General features: G+C 62.8%; 7 protein-coding genes. 2 read left to right on the top strand and 5 right to left on the bottom strand.

The genetic code is table 11. The annotated features are described in order from the left end of the window. Positions 1–4: 4 nt before the first annotated feature. The 5 genes from C9990_RS19115 to C9990_RS19095 are packed head-to-tail and all read right to left on the bottom strand — an operon-like array spanning position 5 to position 5,948. Positions 5–973, bottom strand: coding sequence for a Camphene synthase (locus tag C9990_RS19115; protein ID WP_106804302.1), 969 nt, complete (start codon positions 971–973; stop codon positions 5–7). A 23-nt stretch (positions 974–996) separates the two neighbouring features. Then, entirely contained in the window at positions 997–2,292 is a 1,296-nt protein-coding gene (ispG, locus tag C9990_RS19110; protein ID WP_106804301.1) for a flavodoxin-dependent (E)-4-hydroxy-3-methylbut-2-enyl-diphosphate synthase, read from the bottom strand. 18 nt (positions 2,293–2,310) lie between these two features. Beyond that, positions 2,311–3,240, bottom strand: a complete 930-nt coding sequence (ispH, locus tag C9990_RS19105) for a 4-hydroxy-3-methylbut-2-enyl diphosphate reductase (RefSeq protein WP_106804300.1) — start codon at positions 3,238–3,240, stop codon at positions 2,311–2,313. A 2-nt stretch (positions 3,241–3,242) separates the two neighbouring features. After that, entirely contained in the window at positions 3,243–5,063 is a 1,821-nt protein-coding gene (gene dxs, locus C9990_RS19100) for a 1-deoxy-D-xylulose-5-phosphate synthase (RefSeq protein ID WP_177410339.1), read from the bottom strand. 12 nt (positions 5,064–5,075) lie between these two features. Then, positions 5,076–5,948 (bottom strand): hypothetical protein, encoded by an 873-nt coding sequence (locus C9990_RS19095; RefSeq protein WP_157955087.1) that lies wholly within the window; start codon positions 5,946–5,948, stop codon positions 5,076–5,078. 284 nt (positions 5,949–6,232) lie between these two features. On the opposite strand from C9990_RS19095, the gene ispC reads away from it, so the two are divergent. Then, positions 6,233–7,414, top strand: coding sequence for a 1-deoxy-D-xylulose-5-phosphate reductoisomerase (gene ispC, locus C9990_RS19090; protein ID WP_106804297.1), 1,182 nt, complete (start codon positions 6,233–6,235; stop codon positions 7,412–7,414). Between the two features lie 118 nt (positions 7,415–7,532). After that, the gene (locus tag C9990_RS19085; RefSeq protein WP_106804296.1) at positions 7,533–18,467 is read left to right on the top strand and encodes a non-ribosomal peptide synthase/polyketide synthase; all 10,935 of its coding nucleotides are present in this window, start codon (positions 7,533–7,535) and stop codon (positions 18,465–18,467) included. Position 18,468 lies beyond the last annotated feature (1 nt).

Genomic DNA, 18,468 nt, shown 5'->3' with positions numbered 1-18,468 from the left:
ACTCTCATACCTGATAGCGGCCGCTGCGTTGATGCCATTCCCGACTCCCTGCCATCCACGCCTTGAGCCCGCGCAAAAAACGCTTCAGCGCGGGCGAGGCGTCTTTGAGCAGCTTGTACTCTTGAGCCTCGTAGGTTCGCACGAGGTCATCATGGATCATCGCGGCCATGCACATGGCGTCCTGAAGAGAGCAGTGGTGCTCGTCCGCCAACAAGGTCGGCAGATTGAACGCTTCGCCGGTCACTTGTTCCCTGGCCGTTGAATACAGGTCGTTGACCAGAGTCGCCGCGCAGGACACCAAGGTGATGATTTGGCGCACCGGTGCGCTGGCATAGATATTGGCGTTCAATTCATAGCCCGCCACCACATCTATCAGTGCCGTGAACGGCATAAAGCTGTTGCCCTGGCGCTGCACGAGATACTCCCAGGTAAGCGTGGGCACCTGTGCGGTGCGCCACGTGGCTTCAGCATTCATCGCCACGAACAGGACTGCCAGTTCATACCGGACACGGGCTGCCTGGGAGGGGCTCGCCAGTGATACCAGATGAACCATGCAATCTTGCAGCGCTCGCGTGACGGCGTCCGACGCCAGGGCGTGTGCCAGCGTCGCACTGTAGGGGGCAGTCAAGCGGACAGGCTCTACCGCCGCCAGGGCCAATAACAGGCGCGGCCCCAGCGGCTGCGGGACGGTGCCGCTCAATTCGTCGTAACAGTACTGATCGTCCAGCGAGATCAGCGCAGCGAAGGCTTGGGCGACCAGCAGTAATCGTTCGGGGGCGTCCGTATCGGGATGGCAAAGCATGGCGAAGCGTCCGAAACCGGTTGCGTGGACCTTTGCCGTCTGGCCTGTAAAAATACCCATCCGGTCTATCCAGGGCAGCAGCAAGTCGTCGACCTGTCGCGCGAGCTGTTCATCGACGCGTGTGGGCTCAGGGCAATGCAGCTTCGGGACGATCAGGGGCGAGTCCGGCATTGCGGTGTCCTCAGGTTCAGGGTTTACGGCAGGGTCAGGCACTGTACCTGTGCCGGATCGCCGTCTATCAGCGCGCTGAGCGTGAGCTGCGCCTCTGGTTGGTGGCCGTAGCGTGCCGCGACGTAGGCGTCCAGCAGGCGGATAAAGTCTTCGGCGATGGTCTGCCCTTTGAGTGTCATCACCCGTTTGCCGTCCATATACACGGGCGCCGAAGGGTGTTCTCCGGCGCCGGGTAATGAGATGCCGATGTCCGCCAACTGGCTTTCCCCGGGACCGTTCACCACACAGCCCATGACCGCGACCTGCATTTGCTCGACGCCGGGGTAGCTTGCGCGCCAGTGCGGCGTTTGCTCCCTCAGGAAGCCTTCGATTCGCTGCGCCAGCGCCTGGAAGAACACGCTGGTGGTACGCCCGCAGCCCGGGCACGCCACCACCTGCGGAGTAAAGGCGCGCAAGCCCATGGTTTGCAGGATCTGCTGGGCCACCTGGACTTCTTTGGCGCGCTCGCCGCCGGGTTCCGGGGTGAGGGAAATTCGCAGGGTGTCGCCGATGCCTTCCTGCAGCAGCACGGCCAGGGCAGCCGTTGACGCGACGATGCCTTTGGAACCCATCCCGGCTTCGGTCAGCCCCAGGTGCAGGGGGAAATCGCAGCGCGCTGCCAGGTTGCGGTAAACCGCTATCAGGTCCTGCACATGGCTGACCTTGGCCGATAACACGATATGGTCCGTCGGTAACCCGACCTCGATGGCCCGTTGGGCATTGTCCAGCGCCGAGACCACCAGCGCCTCGCGCATCACCGCATCGGCCGCCAGTGGCGCGGGGAGGACAGCATTGGCATCCATCATGCGCGCCAGCAGGTCAGGGTCGAGGCTGCCCCAGTTGACCCCGATGCGCACCGGTTTGTTGTAGCGACAGGCGACCTCGATCATCTGGCAGAACTGTTCATCGCGTCGTGCGCCCTTGCCGACATTGCCGGGGTTGATCCGGTATTTGGCCAGCGCCTGGGCACATTCGGGGTAAGTGGCGAGCAGGCGATGGCCATTGAAATGAAAGTCGCCCACCAAGGGCACGTCGATCATGCGTCGGTCCAGTCGTTCGCGGATGTTCGCCACCTGTGCGGCGGCTTCGTGGCTGTTGACGGTGATACGTACCAGTTCCGCGCCGGCCCGCGCCAGGCTTTCCACCTGGGTCGCCGTCGCCTCGGCGTCGGTAGTATCCGTATTGGTCATGGCTTGGATCACAATCGGCGCGTCGCCGCCCAGGCGCACAGTCCCGACTTGTACCTGGCGCGTGATGCGCCGCGCAATGGGGGTGTTCATGGCGCAGGCTCCTTTGGCTTATTGCCGGGCAATCAACCCGAGGGGCGGTTGAAACTGCACACGTTCCTCGCGGCCCGCCAGCGTCTGAATGTGCAGCGGGGCGATCCGTGCCAGGGCTGCAATAACGTCCTGTACCGAAGCCTCTGGCGTTGAAGCGCCGGCGCTGATTCCGACGGTCATGTGTGGCGTAAACCAGCGAATATCCACTTCACTGCCGTCGGCCACCAGGTAGCTGGGCGTACCACTGTCGCTGGCCAGTGTGCGCAAGGTCACGGCGTTTGCGCTGTTGGCGCTGCCCACCACCAGTAACCTATCTACCTGGGTACACAGCTCACGCACCGCCTGCTGTCGGTTCTGTACGGCATAGCAGATGTCGCGGCTGGAGGGACCGATAATGTGGGGATAGCGCTGCGTCAGGGCTGCGATCACGTGACGGGTGTCATCGACACTCAAGGTGGTTTGGGTGAGATAGGCCAGGGGAGTGTCGGTCGCAAACGTCAGGGCCTGGACCTGTTCAACGGTCTGGATCAGCGTGATCGGTGTATCAACCTGGCCCAGGATGCCGATGACTTCCGGGTGCCCGGGCTCGCCGATGAGGATCAGTTGATGGCCTTTCGCGGCGTAATGGCGCCCATGGTGATGGACTTTGCTCACCAACGGGCAAGTCGCGTCGAGCACACGAAGGTGACGGTCTGAAGCCTGGTCTTCCACTTCACGCGTCACCCCGTGTGCGCTGAAAATGGTCACGGCGCCGAGCGGCACCTGGTCCAGTTCGTCGACAAAGATTGCACCCTGATCGCGCAGTGTCTGTACCACATGGCGGTTATGCACGATTTCATGACGCACGTAGACCGGTACGCCGAATTGCGCCAAGGCTTGCTCGACCGTGTCGATGGCCCGCACGACGCCGGCACAGAAACCCCTTGATTGAGCCAGGATGATGTTCATGTTCACGCACTCGCCTGGTAGGCCGTGGCCGCGCTGGGGGCTGGGCAGCCCAGTTGTCGCTCGTCGGCGAATTGGTGGATCGAACGGACGATACCAGCAGCGTCGAGGCCGCATTGGCTCAGTAGCTGCTCGGGTGTGCCGTGTTCGACAAATTGGTCGGGCAAGCCCAGTTGCAGCAGCGCAGGGTGCAGATTTTGGCTGGCCAGGTATTCCAGGCAGGCCGAGCCTGCACCGGCCATGATGCAGCCTTCTTCAACCGTCACCAACCAGTCATGTTCAAGTGCAAGCGTCTGGATCAGGTGGCGATCCAGGGGTTTGATAAAGCGCATGTTCGCCACTGTGACGTCGAGCAGCTCTGCGGCTTCCATCGCCCTTTGCGTCATTGAGCCGAAAGCCAGGATGGCGACGCGTGTCCCGCAGGGTTGCCTGCAGACGCGGCGGATCTCGCCTTTACCCACCGCGAGTTCGGTCAGCTCGGATGAAGGAACGATACCGCTGCCCGAGCCTCGTGGATACCGCACCGCGCACGGACCTGGCTGCTGTATGGCGGTGTGCAGCATCTGCCGACATTCCTGCTCGTCAGCCGGCGCCATTACGATGAGATGAGGGATGCAGCGCAAATAGGCGATATCGAAGGCGCCCATGTGGGTCGCCCCATCGGCCCCGACAATTCCGGCGCGGTCGATGGCGAATACCACTGGCAGTTGCTGCAGGGCAATGTCATGGATCAGTTGGTCATAACCGCGTTGCAGGAAGGTCGAGTAGATGGCCACCACCGGCTTCATGCCTCCGGCTGCGAGGCCGGCAGCAAAGGTCAGGGCGTGCTGCTCGGCGATCCCGACATCGAAATAACGCTCGGCAAACCGCTGCTCGAACGCGACGAGTCCTGAGCCTTCGCGCATGGCTGGCGTGATCGCAATCACCCGTGGGTCGCGCTCGGCTTCGTCCGCCAGCCATTGCCCGAACACCTGGGTATAAGTGAGCGCACCGGCAGGGGCAGCGCGAATACCTTCGATAGGATCAAATTTGCCCGGCCCGTGGTACAGCACCGGGTTGGCGGCGGCGGGTGAGTAGCCGTGGCCTTTTTCGGTGACGATATGCAGCAGCTGCGGCCCGCGTCGGTCCTTGACGATATTCAGTGCCCGCACCAACTCACCCAGGTCATGCCCGTCGATTGGCCCGCTGTAGGCCAGGCCCATCGCCTTGAACAGGCTAGCATCGCGACTGACCTGGTGTGACGTCAAGGCACCCAGATGCTCACGTAACATACCCACCGAGGGAGAGATCGACATGTCGTTGTCGTTGAGAATCACCAGGAACGGCAAGTCGCCGTACAGGCCCGCATTGTTCAGCGCCTCGAAGGCCATGCCGCCGCTGAGCGCACCGTCGCCGATCACTGCGATGCAGTGGCGTCGCTGTGCCAGGTTGCGAGCGGCCAATGCCATGCCCAGGGCGGCCGAGATCGAAGTACTCGAGTGCGCGGTGCCGAAACAGTCATAGGTCGACTCACAGCGGCGCGGAAATCCCGAAATGCCGCCTAACTGGCGAATTCCGCCCATCTCCTCGCGGCGCCCGGTGAGAATCTTGTGTGCATAGGCCTGGTGGCCGACGTCCCAGATGATGCGGTCATGTGGCGTGTTGAACACATAGTGCAGGGCGATGGTCAGTTCGACGGTGCCAAGGTTGGCTGAAAGATGGCCGCCCGTCGTGCTTACGCTGTGCAGGATGAACGCCCGCAGTTCGTCCGCTAATGGCCCCAAGGCAGCGGAATGTAAAGTGCGCAGGCGGGCCGGGCTGTCGAGGGAGCCGAGGAGTTCGAACATAATGGAGCCCCGCTATAAGTTGCTGACGTTTACGAGGGGCGGAGGAGGGTATTCAAAATCCACCGCATAGTGGTCCCACGCATTGTTGGTCAATGTCGTCAAGTAACGCGCGGTATCATCTTGCATCCAGAGTTGATGGCCCACGATCCAGGTTTGCAGGTCCCTCATATAGGCGTTCAACGGTGCGCTATTGCGTTGGGAGAGTAACGTGCACAGGGCGCTGAAGTGGGCAAACTCATTGCGCATTCGATCGGACACACGCGAGATCGCCTCTTGCAATGTGCAACCTTGGCTGGCATCGGCGATAACGATATTTTCATAACGTCCTCGTTGTTCCAGTTCGTCACCCAGGCTGTACCTATCATTACTCCAACTAATGATGTTGTTGGCATGGGCGGTCAATTGCTGCACGGCGGGCGAATAGCGATCGCGATCGCGAAGCTGTAGATCGGCACGAATGCCTGATAACTCAAAGCTTGGAATAAGGCCGATACGGTAGCGGCGCAGCGTTTCATAGTGCGAAACACTCCGCGGCAACGCATGTAAATACCCAACTAACAACAAGGCGGTACTGCCATACATCATGCGGATGCCATGGGAAAAATGCAGGCGCTTGACTCCAAGGAGCTGTTTGAATTGGCGGCAGAGGTCGCGCCAGGCAGGCTCGGCAAGAAACGTGGTGGTGCTCGCCGCCGCCTGTTCCTGGACATTAAAGATCGCAGTCACGGCAGCGAGCGTTTGCGGGGCAGGCGGATGTGGCTGATCAAATACTACGTCGTCAACCCAGCCGGTCACAGGCTGGTCCAGTAACCGCGCAGGGGGTGAGCAGCGGGCTGGCCACGGCCAGTGGAAAATAGGGATCTGCAGTCGTCTCGGCGCGTTCATGGCAAGATTCCATCAGGTCTATGCCATTGGACAAGTACGACGGACCAAACAGCTTGGCAGCAGTAAAGAGTGCGAGAGATTAATGTAGGAGTTTTACGCTGGCGTGCAACCTATATGAATAGTTTTATTTGGAATGGCGGAGCTAGAGAAAAATCATATTCGCGCTATTTATAAGTAAATGCTTGGCGTTTTATCGCCAGTCAATATGGACGCATGACGAATAAGTACAGGTTCAGTTGCTACGCTTGTTTCCATCAGGTTTTTGCGAAGAGGATACCGTCATCATGAGGCAGCGCCTGCTCGTTCTCGGTTCTACCGGGTCGGTCGGCGACAGTGTTCTGGATGTAGTCGCGCGTCACCCCGAGGCATTCAAGGTACAAGGTCTTACGGCGCATAGGCGCATCGAAAAATTGTACCGACAGTGCCTGCAATTTCGGCCCGCGATAGCGGTGGTCAGCGAACCGCAGCACGCCATCGAACTGCAGGCTCATTTGTTGGCGGCCAATGTGCCCACAGAAGTGCTGTGTGGTGAGGACGCGCTGTGTGCCGCAGCTCGGGAATCTACCTGTGAGACGGTCGTCGCGGCCATTGTCGGAGGCGCGGGTTTATTGCCGACCTTGAGCGCCGCGCGGGCGGGCAAGAAAATCCTTCTGGCCAACAAGGAAGCATTGGTCATGTCGGGCGCCTTGTTTATCGAAACGGCTGCCAGCGCCGGGGCCACCGTGATTCCGTTGGACAGTGAGCACAATGCGATCTTTCAATGCCTGCAGGGTTGCCAGGGAGCACTTGACGGCGTTGACCGCTTGATACTCACGGCTTCCGGCGGGCCATTCAGGGATCGGCCGGTCGATAGCTTGCACGAAGTGACCCCCGACCAGGCCTGCGCCCATCCTAACTGGTCCATGGGGCGCAAGATTTCCGTGGATTGCGCGACCATGATGAACAAGGGCCTGGAGATCATTGAGGCCCATTGGTTGTTCAACCTGCCTGCCGATCGCATTGAAGCCTTGATTCATCCACAAAGCGTGGTGCATTCCATGGTGGTCTTTCGCGATCAATCAGTGATGGCGCAACTCGGCAACCCCGACATGCGAATGCCGGTCGCGCATGCCCTGGCCTACCCGTTGCGGATCGAGTCTGGCGTCCTGCCTCTGGACTTGACCAAGGTCGGCGGGCTGACATTCGAACACCCAGACGTGCAACGCTTTCCCTGTCTTGGCCTGGCCTTGCAAGCCTTGGCTGCAGGCACTCAGGCCAGTGCCGCGCTGAACGCGGCGAATGAAGTGGCGGTCGAGGCATTTTTAGGAAAACGGATACGCTACACGCATATTCCGTCCGTCATCGAGCAGACCTTGCAGCGTATAGAGCTGCCGGGAGGCTGTAGCCTGGACGATATTCTTGCGTTGGATCAACAGGCACGCCGGTTGGCACGTGAGGCGGTGCACCTGCGCCGTCTCAATACCTAGAGGCCCGGTCAGCCCATCGGGTCGCCTCCCATCCCCTCGCTAATTTTTCCCTCTGCGGTTCGTTTTATAGGGACGACGTGCCTTTGTGCTTCCTGCCTATTGCTCCGGACTCCAAGAAATGAATGCTGAAGACTCCTTGAAACTTGCTCGCCGGTTTATCGGGTTGCCCCTGGAAAAGCGCCAGCTATTCCTGCAGGCACTGCAGAAAGAAGGAGTGGATTTTTCGCGGTTTCCGATTCCGGCCGGGGTCGAGGTAGAGGATCGCGATGCGCTGTCCTACGCGCAGCAACGCATGTGGTTCCTGTGGCAGTTGGACCCGGCCAGCGGCGCCTACAACCTGCCGGGCGCGGTGCGGCTCAAGGGTGCGTTGAACCTGGACGCGATGCAGCAGGCGTTTGCCAGCCTGGTCGCGCGCCATGAAACCCTGCGCACCGTGTTCCAGCGCCAGGCCGATGAGCGCCTGTTGCAGGTGGCGGTGCAGCCGTCACTGGCCATCGAACAGCTGGACCTGAGCACGCTGGCCGTCGCCGAACGCGAGCAGGCCGTCAATGAAGCGGCGACCCACCAGTCGCTGCTGCCGTTCGACCTGGAGCACGGCCCGCTGCTGCGTGTGCAGTTGCTCAAGCTTGATGCGCAGGAACACGTGCTGCTGCTGACCCTGCACCACATCGTCTCCGACGGCTGGTCGATGAACGTGCTGATCGACGAGTTCATCCGCTGCTACGACGCCCATGAGCGCAACGAGGTGCCGCAACTGCCGGCACTGCCGATCCAGTACAGCGACTATGCCCTGTGGCAACGCCGCTGGCTGGAAGCCGGGGAGCAGGCCCGCCAGCTGGAGTACTGGCAGGCGCGCCTGGGCGATGAGCACCCGGTGCTGGAACTGCCGACCGACCACGCCCGCCCGGCCATGCCCAGCTACCAGGGCACGCGGCATAACTTCGCGATTGACCCGGCGCTCGCCGCGCAACTGCGCAGTTGTGCGCAAAAACACAACGTCACCTTGTTCATGCTGTTGCTCGGCGCGTTCAACGTGCTCCTGCATCGCTACACCGGTCAGGGCGACATCCGCGTCGGCGTGCCGATTGCCAACCGTAACCGCACCGAAGTCGAAGGGCTGATCGGCTTCTTCGTCAACACCCAGGTCCTGCGCACCGAACTCACCGGGCAAACCCGCGTCACCGAGCTGCTGCAAGGCATCAAGGAGCATGCCCTAGGCGCCCAGGCGCATCAGGAATTGCCTTTCGAACGCCTGGTGGAAGCCCTCAAGATCGAGCGCAGCCTGAGCCATACTCCCTTGTTCCAGGTGATGTACAACCACCAGCCGGTGGTGGCCGACATCGCCTCGGTCAGCACCGCCTCCGGCCTGGAACTGGCCTTGGTGGAGTGGCAGGGCCGCACCACCCAGTTCGACCTGACCCTCGACACCTACGAAAAGTCCGGCACCCTGCATGCCGCCTTGACCTACGCCAACGACCTGTTCGACGCGCCGTCCATCGAGCGCATGGCCCGCCACTGGACCCGCCTGTTGCAGGCGATGGTCACCGATGGCGAGCAGCGCATCGGCGAATTGCCGATGCTGGCAGCCGATGAGCAACAGGTCCTGGTGCACGCCTGGAATAACACCGCCGCAACCTACCCGACCGAGCGCGGCATCCATCAGCTGATCGAAGACCAGGTGCAGGCCACCCCCGATGCGGCGGCGCTGGTGTTCGGTACGACCACGCTGACCTACGCCGAACTCGACGCCCGCGCCAACCGGCTCGCGCATGCTTTGCGCGAGCAGGGCGTCGGCCCCGATGTGTTGGTGGGGATCTGCGTCGAGCGTTCGATCGAGATGGTGGTCGGCCTGCTGGCGATTCTCAAGGCCGGCGGCGCCTACGTGCCGCTCGACCCCGAATACCCGCAGGAACGCCTGGCCTACATGATCGAAGACAGCGGCATTGAGTTGCTGCTCAGCCAGCAGCGCCTGCTGGCATCGCTGCCCGCCGCCGGTATCCGCGTGATTGCCCTGGACCAACCTGCGCTGTGGCTCGACGGCTACAGCAGCGAATCGCCCGGCGTGGCCATCCACGCCTTGAACCTGGCCTACGTGATCTACACCTCCGGTTCCACCGGCAAGCCCAAGGGTGCCGGCAACAGCCATCGAGCGTTGGTCAACCGCCTGTGCTGGATGCAGCAGGCCTACGGGCTGGGGGCCAATGATGCGGTGTTGCAGAAAACCCCGTTCAGCTTTGACGTGTCGGTCTGGGAATTTTTCTGGCCGCTGATGACCGGTGCGCGCCTGGTGGTGGCGGCCCCGGGTGAGCACCGCGAGCCCGCACGTTTGATCGAGACCATCGGCCGGCACGCGATCACCACCTTGCACTTCGTGCCGTCGATGCTCCAGGCATTCATCCATGAACCGGGCGTGCAGGCCTGCACCGGTCTCAAGCGCATCGTCTGCAGCGGTGAAGCCTTGCCGCTGGACGCACAGGTCCAGGTGTTCGCCAAGCTGCCGCATGCCGGGCTGTTCAACCTGTATGGCCCCACCGAAGCGGCCATCGACGTGACCCACTGGACCTGCGTCGACGAAGGCGCCGACAGCGTGCCCATCGGCCGCCCGATTGCCAACCTCGGCACCTACGTACTCGACGCCCAGCTCAACCCGGTCCCTGCCGGTGTGTGCGGCGAGTTGTACCTGGGCGGCACCGGGCTGGCGCGCAGTTATCACCGGCGACCGGCATTGACCGCCGAGCGTTTTGTGCCGAGTCCGTTTGGCGATGGCGCACGCCTGTATCGCACCGGCGACCGTGTGCGTCAACGGGCCGACGGCGTGATTGAATACCTCGGTCGCCTCGACCATCAGGTCAAGCTGCGCGGCCTGCGCATCGAGCTGGGTGAAATCGAGACACGCCTGCTGCAACACCCTGGCGTGCGTGAGGCCGTCGTGCTGGTGCAGGGCGGCAAGCAACTGGTGGCTTACCTGGTGCTGGAAGGCGAGGCGCCCAGCGACCTCAAGGCCTGGCTGCTCGGCAGTCTGCCGGAGTACATGGTGCCGACGCATATGGTCTACCTGGCCCAGTTGCCGGTGACCGCCAACGGCAAGCTGGACCGCAAGGCGCTGCCGGTGCCGGATGCTGCCGCGCAGCAGGCTTATGCCGCCCCGGAAAACCCTGTGCAGCAAGCCCTGGCTGCCGTCTGGAGCGATGTGCTCGGGGTCGAGCATGTCGGTCTGGATGACAACTTTTTCGAGCTGGGTGGCGATTCGATCATCTCCATCCAGGTGGTCAGCCGAGCGCGCCAGGCCGGGATTCGTCTCAGCCCGCGCGACCTGTTCCAGTACCAGAGCGTGCGCAGCCTGGCGCTGGTGGCGAGCGTCGAGCACGCGACGGTCATCGATCAGGGGCCCGTCAGTGGCGAGGTAATCCTCACGCCCGTGCAGCACAGCTTTTTCGAGCAGGCGATCCCGGCGCGCCAGCATTGGAACCAGTCGCTGCTGCTGACCCCGCGCGAAACCCTGGAGCCGGCGCGCGTTGAGGCGGCGTTGACCCAGGTGATCAACCATCACGATGCGCTGCGCCTGCGCTTTGTGCAGCAGGCCGAGGGCTGGCAGCAAGCCCATGCCGCGCCGATCACCGACCCGGCGCTGTGGCAATCCCGCGCTGGCGATGAAACCGAACTGGCCGCCCTCTGCGACGAGGCCCAACGCAGCCTCGACCTTGAACACGGCCCGCTGCTGCGCGCCGTGCTGGTCAGCATGGGCGACGGCACCCAACGCCTGCTGCTGGTGATCCATCACCTGGTGGTGGACGGCGTGTCCTGGCGCATCCTGCTGGAAGACCTGCAGCACGCCTATGGCGCCGCGCCGCTGCCGGCCAAGACCAGCGCCTACCAAGTGTGGGCGCAGCAGTTGCAGGCCCATGCACAGACCCTCGATCACCAGCTGTCTTACTGGCAGGCACAGACCGCGGACGCCGACTTGCCCTGCGACAACCCGCAGGGCGGCCTGCAAAACCGCGTGGGCAGCAAACTCGAAATCCGCCTCAGTGCCGAACAGACGCGCCAACTCCTGCAGGACGCCCCGGCGGCCTATCGCACCCAGGTCAACGACCTGCTGCTGACAGCATTGGCGCGGGTGATCAGCCGTTGGAGCAAGCAGCCCGCTGCGCTGATCCAGCTCGAAGGACATGGCCGTGAAGACCTCTTCGACAGCGTCGACCTGACCCGCACCGTCGGCTGGTTCACCAGCCTGTTCCCGGTGCGCCTGCAGGCGGGTGGTGAGTTGTCGAGTGCAATCAAATCGGTCAAGGAGCAACTGCGTGCGGTGCCGGATAAAGGCATTGGCTACGGCCTGTTGCGCTACCTGGGCACGCCTGCTGCGCGCGACGCCTTGTCGGCACTCGCCGTGCCGCGCGTCACCTTCAACTACCTCGGCCAGTTCGACCGCCAGTTCAATGAGTCGGCGCTGTTGGTGCCGGCGCCCGAGGGCAGCGGCCAGGCCCAGGACCCGGAAGCACCGTTGGCCAACTGGCTGACCGTGGAAGGGCAGGTGTATGGCGGGGAGCTGGCCCTGCAATGGGGTTTCAGCCGCGAGATGTTCGAAGTGGCGACTGTCCAGCGCCTGGCGGAGGATTTCCAGCAGGAACTGCTGGCGCTGATCGCGCATTGCGTCGATCCGAAACAGGGCGGCCTGACACCGGCCGATGTGGGCCTGGCGCAGCTGATCCAGGCGCAACTCGACGCGTTGGCACTGCCTGCGCGTGCGGTACAGGACCTGTACCCGTTGTCGCCGATGCAACAGGGCATGCTGTTTCACAGCCTCTATCAACAGGGCGAAGACGATGTCTACGTCAGCCAGTTGCGCGCCGACGTGCAGGGGCTCGATGTGGCGCAATTCCAGCGCGCCTGGGCACAGGTGCTGGCACGACACGACATGCTGCGCACCGGGTTTGTCTGGCAACAGGACCAGACCCTGCCGTTGCAAGCGGTGTATCGCGTAGCGGGCCTGCCGTTCGCCGAATACGACTGGCAGGCCTTGCCGGATCAGCACGCCGCGCTGGACGCGTTGAGCGAGTCGACGCGGGCACAAGGTTTTGTGCTGGAGCAGGCGCCGCTGCTGAGCCTGAAACTGGTACGCACCGGTGTCGACCGCTTCCATCTGATCTTCACCAATCATCACATTCTCCTGGATGGCTGGAGCCGTGCGCAGTTGTTCGGCGAGGTCCTGGAATGTTACGCCGGCCGGCCGTTACCGGCGCTGCAAGGGCATTACCGTGACTATATCGGTTGGTTGCAAGCTCAGGAATCGGCTGCCAGCGAAGCCTTCTGGAAGGACCAATTGGGCACGATGCAGGAGCCAACGCGCCTGGCACGCGGCGCCGGTTCCAATCCTTCGGCCGCCAAAGGCAGCTATGCGCTGGCCCTGAGCATCGCACAGACTGACCAACTCAAGGGGTTTGCCCAGACCCACAAAATCACCCTGAACACCCTTGTACAAGCCGCCTGGCTGTTGTTGCTGCAACGCCAGACCGGCCAGGACACCGTGGTGTTTGGCGCCACGGTTTCCGGTCGACCCGCAGGGTTGCCGGGTGTGGAGCAGCAGGTCGGTCTGTTTATCAACACCTTGCCGGTTATCGCCACCCCCAGTCCGATGTTGTGGGTGGGGGAATGGTTGCAGCAGGTGCAGGCACTGAACCTCAGCCTGCGTGAACACGAACATACGCCGTTGTTCGATATCCAGCGCTGGGCGGGTACGAGCGGCGCAGCGTTGTTCGACACGCTGCTGGTGTTTGAAAACTACCCGGTGTCCACAGCGCTGGCCGAAGGCGCCCCGGCTGGGCTGACCTTCAGTAATGTGCAGAACTTTGAGCAGACCCACTATCCGTTGACGGTGCTGCTTGGCGCCGGGGCGGCTCTGGAGTTCGACTTCAGCTTTGACATGCAGTCGTTCGGCGACGACGAGATTCGGCAGTTGGCCGAGTCTTTCCAGCACCTGCTTCACAATTTGACCAGTGTCACGCCGCGGCGTTTGGGCGAGTTGCCGTCGCTGACGGACGCGGTGCGCCGGCAAGTGGTGGAGGGGTGGAACGCCACCAAGCGCGACTATCCGCACGGGCGGTGGGTACACCAGCTGTTCGAGGCCCGGGCGCTGGCACTGCCGGAAGCGCCGGCGTTGCGCTTCAACGAGGCAACCCTGAGCTATACCGAGCTCAATAGCCGCGCCAACCGTCTTGCTCATCGCCTGATCGAAGCAGGGGTAGGGCCGGACGTGTTGGTGGGCCTGGCCGTGGAGCGCTCCATCGAAATGGTCGTGGGCCTGCTCGCTGTGCTCAAGGCCGGTGGTGCCTATGTGCCGCTGGACCCGGAATACCCGCGTGAGCGCCTGGCCTACATGCTGGAAGACAGTGGCGTGAAACTGCTGTTGACCCAGGCGCATTTGCGCGAGCAACTGCCGATTCCCCAAGGTCTAGAGACTCTGGTGCTGGGTGACTCGGCCTTTGAGGCCTACAGCGACGTCAACCCAGGGATCGCGCTGGACGGCGAAAATCTTGCCTACGTGATCTACACCTCCGGCTCTACCGGCCAGCCCAAAGGCGCGGGCAACCGTCATTCGGCATTGCTGAACCGCCTGCAGTGGATGCAGGAAGTCTATGGCCTGGACGTCAGCGACACGGTCCTGCAAAAGACCCCGTTCAGCTTCGATGTGTCGGTGTGGGAATTCTTCTGGCCGCTGATGACCGGCTCGCGCCTGGTGGTTGCCGCGCCCGGAGATCACCGTGACCCCGCCAAGCTGGTTCGCCTGATCAATGCCGAACACGTCACAACGCTGCACTTCGTGCCGTCGATGTTGCAGGCGTTCCTGCAGGACCCGGCGGTTGCTACCTGTAACACCCTGCTGCGCATCGTGTGCAGCGGCGAAGCCTTGCCGGTGGACGCCCAGCAGCAAGTCTTCGCCAAACTGCCGCAAGCCGAACTCTACAACCTGTATGGCCCGACTGAAGCCGCCATCGACGTGAGCCACTGGACCTGTGTGGACGAAGGCCGCGACGCGGTACCGATCGGCCGTCCGATTGCCAATCTCGGCTGCTACATCCTCGACAGCAACTTCGAACCGGTGCCGGTGGGTGTATTGGGCGAGCTGTACCTGGGCGGCGTTGGCCTGGCCCGTGGTTATCACCGCCGTCCTTCCCTGACGGCCGAGCGTTTTATCGCGCATCCGTTTATCAAGGGCGAGCGCCTGTACCGCACCGGCGACCTCGCGCGTTATCGCGAAAACGGCGTGATCGAGTACGCCGGGCGTATCGACCATCAGGTCAAGCTGCGTGGCCTGCGTATCGAGCTGGGTGAAATCGAAGCGCGCCTGCTGGAGCACGACTGGGTCCGTGAGGCCGCCGTGCTGGCCGTCGATAGCAAATACCTGGTGGGCTACCTGGTGCTGCACAACGCCGGCGACGACTGGCGCGATGTGCTGATTGCCCATCTGGCCCAGCACCTGCCGGACTACATGGTGCCTGCGCAGTGGATGCTGCTGGAACAGATGCCCCTGGGTCCCAACGGCAAACTGGACCGCAAGGCTCTGCCCAAACCCGAGGCAGCGGGTGGTGAGTACATCACGCCACTGACTGAACGGGAGCAACAGATCGCTGCGATCTGGGCCGAAGTACTCGGTGTCGAACGCGTCGGCCTCAATGATCACTTCTTCGAACGCGGCGGGCATTCGCTGATAGCTACCCAGGCCGTCTCGCGCATCCGTCATGGCCTAGGCCTCGATGTGGACTTGAAAGCCCTGTTCGATCAGCCGGTGCTGGGCCTTTTTGTCCGTAGCCTGACCCAGGCACACGTTGAAAGCACCCGTATGGAGCGCGTCGAACGTGAGCAGCCGCTCGGGCTGTCCTATGCGCAGGAGCGCCAATGGTTCCTGTGGCAACTGGACCCCCGCAGCGCGGCCTACCATGTACCCCGCGCGTTGCGCCTGAAAGGGCAACTCGACTGCGACGCCCTGCAGCGTGCCTTCGATACACTGGTCGCGCGCCATGAAAGCTTGCGTACCCACTTGCAGCAAGATGCCGGCCGCACCGTGCAAGTGATCAGCCCGCCAGCAAGGATTGAGATCGCCTTGGCGGACGCCGATGAAGCGAGTCTGAAAGCCCAGGTAGAAGCGAGCATCACCCAGCCATTCGACCTCCGCCAGGGCCCGCTTATGCGTGTCAGACTGTTGCGCCTGGCGCAAGACGAACATGTGCTGGTGCTGGTGCAGCACCACATTATTTCCGATGGTTGGTCGATGCAGGTGATGGTCGATGAACTGGTCCAGCTTTATGCCGCCTACAGCCGGGGCGAAGGGCTGCAACTGCCGGCGCTGCCGATCCAGTACGTCGATTACGCGCTGTGGCAGCGCAGCTGGATGGAAGCAAGCGAGAAAACTCGCCAACTCGATTACTGGCGTGAAGTGTTGGGTGGCGAGCAACCGGTGCTGGAACTGCCATTCGATCATCAGCGCCCGGCAGTGCCGACCCATCGCGGTGCGCGCTTGAGCATCCCGTTGCCAATACCGTTGCTCGACAGTCTCAAGGCCCTGGCCCAGCGCGAGGGTGTGACGCTGTTCATGCTGTTGCTGGCGTCCTATCAAGTGTTGCTGCATCGCTACAGCGGCCAGCCGGATATTCGCGTCGGCGTGCCGATTGCCAACCGCAACCGGGTCGAGACCGAGCGCCTGATCGGCTTTTTCGTCAACACCCAGGTGCTCAAGGCCGAAATCGATGGGCACACCACCGTCAGCCAGTTGCTGGCCCAGGTCAAGCGGCGTGCGCTCGAAGCCCAGGCCCATCAGGACTTGCCCTTCGAACAACTGGTTGAGGCGCTGCAGCCGGAGCGCAGTCTCAGCCTGAACCCGCTGTTCCAAGTGGCGTTCAATCACCATATCAGCCTAGCCGGCCAGCATTTGCAACGCCTGGGCCAGCTTGAAATCAGTCCTATGAGCTGGGACGAGGCGGTCGCGCAATTCGACCTGACCCTGGACATCGAAGAATCCCGGGAGCAGTTAAGTGCCTCGCTGAGTTATGCCACCGACCTGTTCGAGGCTTCTACCATCGAGCGCATGGCACGGCATTGGCAGAACCTGTTGCAGGCAATGGTTGCCGATCAGCAGCAGAACATTGGGCAGTTGCAGTTGTTGGACGGCGAAGAGCAGCAACATATCATCCAGCTGTGGAACCAGACCGACGTCGGCTTCTCGGCCCAGCGCCTGGTTCACGAGTTGGTGGCCAATCGCGCCCGGGAAACCCCGGCGGCGGTGGCGGTGAAGTTCGACGCGCAAACCCTGAGCTACGGCGAGCTGGATCGCCAGGCCAACCGCCTCGCCCATGCGCTGATCGCCCGTGGTGTCGGCCCGGAAGTGCGCGTGGCCATCGCCATGCCGCGCAGTGCCGAGATCATGGTGGCGTTCCTTGCGGTGATGAAAGCCGGCGGCGTGTATGTGCCGCTGGATATCGAATACCCCCGCGACCGCCTGCTGTACATGATGCAGGACAGCCGCGCGCAACTGCTGCTCACCGACAGCCGCGCGTTGCAGCAACTGCCGATCCCGGCAGGATTGACCAGCCTGGCGATTGATCGCACTGAGGAGTGGGCGGGGTTCAGCGACGCGGCGCCCGATGTGAAGCTGGACGGCGACAACCTCGCCTACGTGATCTACACCTCCGGCTCCACCGGCATGCCCAAGGGCGTGGCGGTGTCCCACGGCCCGTTGGTGGCGCACATCATCGCCACCGGCGAGCGTTATGAAACCTCGCCGGCCGATTGCGAACTGCACTTCATGTCGTTCGCCTTCGACGGCTCCCATGAAGGCTGGATGCACCCGTTGATCAACGGCGCCAGCGTGCTGATCCGCGATGACAGCCTGTGGCTGCCCGAGTACACCTACGAACAGATGCACCGTCACAACGTGACCATGGCCGTGTTCCCGCCGGTGTACCTGCAACAGCTGGCCGAACATGCCGAGCGCGACGGTAATCCTCCGAAAGTCCGTGTGTACTGCTTCGGCGGTGACGCGGTGGCGCAGGCCAGCTACGACCTGGCCTGGCGCGCACTCAAGCCGACCTACCTGTTCAACGGCTATGGTCCAACCGAAACCGTGGTCACGCCGCTGCTGTGGAAAACACGCAAGGGCGACCCGTGCGGCGCGGTCTATGCACCGATTGGCACCTTGCTGGGCAACCGCAGCGGCTACGTGCTCGACGCGCAGCTCAACCTGCAACCGATCGGCGTCGCCGGTGAGCTGTACCTGGGCGGCGAGGGCGTGGCGCGCGGTTACCTGGAGCGTCCGGCACTTACCGCCGAGCGCTTCGTGCCGGACCCCTTCGGCAAACCGGGTAGCCGCGTGTACCGCAGCGGTGACCTGACCCGTGGGCGCCCGGATGGCGTGGTGGACTACCTCGGTCGCGTCGACCATCAGGTGAAAATCCGTGGCTTCCGCATCGAACTGGGCGAGATCGAAGCGCGCCTGCGTGAGCAGGACAACGTCGGCGAAACCGTGGTGGTGGCCCAGGAAGGCCCGACCGGCAAACAGCTGGTGGCCTATGTGGTGCCGGCCGACGCCAACCTGGCCGATCAGGCCGAGTTCCGCGACAGCCTGCGCCGCGCCCTGAAAACCCGCCTGCCGGACTACATGGTGCCGACGCACTTCATGTTCCTCGCGCAGATGCCGCTGACCCCCAACGGCAAGCTCGACCGCAAGGGGTTGCCCGAGCCGGATGCAAGCCTGCTGCAACAGGCCTATGTGGCCCCCGAAAGCGAGCTGGAACAGCAGATCGCCGCGATCTGGGCCGAGGTGCTGCGCCTGCCGCAAGTGGGGTTGAACGACAACTTCTTTGAAGTCGGCGGTCATTCCTTGCTGGCGATCCAGATCACCTCGCGGGTGCAGGCCGAACTGGGCCTGGAAGTGCCGCTGGTGGAAGTGTTCCAGACCGAAACGCTGCGTGCCTACGTACAGGCCGCCGCCACCTTCCGCGCCGGCAGTGCGGAAGATTTTGATGACCTTCGTGACTTTTTGAGCGAACTAGAGGCGATTTGAC

The organism is Pseudomonas sp. S5D5 (assembly GCF_003013355.1).
Lineage (GTDB): Bacteria > Pseudomonadota > Gammaproteobacteria > Pseudomonadales > Pseudomonadaceae > Aquipseudomonas > Aquipseudomonas aylmerensis.
Note: the sequence above shows the minus strand (reverse complement) of the source record. Positions and strands in the feature narration are given on the sequence as shown.

Coding starts and splice junctions, on each gene's coding strand:
- C9990_RS19115 (WP_106804302.1), bottom strand. CDS start 973: ATGCCGGACTCGCCCCTGATCGTCCCGAAGCTGCATTGCCCTGAGCCC.
- dxs (WP_177410339.1), bottom strand. CDS start 5,063: ATGTTCGAACTCCTCGGCTCCCTCGACAGCCCGGCCCGCCTGCGCACT.
- ispH (WP_106804300.1), bottom strand. CDS start 3,240: ATGAACATCATCCTGGCTCAATCAAGGGGTTTCTGTGCCGGCGTCGTG.
- C9990_RS19095 (WP_157955087.1), bottom strand. CDS start 5,948: ATGAACGCGCCGAGACGACTGCAGATCCCTATTTTCCACTGGCCGTGG.
- ispG (WP_106804301.1), bottom strand. CDS start 2,292: ATGAACACCCCCATTGCGCGGCGCATCACGCGCCAGGTACAAGTCGGG.
- C9990_RS19085 (WP_106804296.1), top strand. CDS start 7,533: ATGAATGCTGAAGACTCCTTGAAACTTGCTCGCCGGTTTATCGGGTTG.
- ispC (WP_106804297.1), top strand. CDS start 6,233: ATGAGGCAGCGCCTGCTCGTTCTCGGTTCTACCGGGTCGGTCGGCGAC.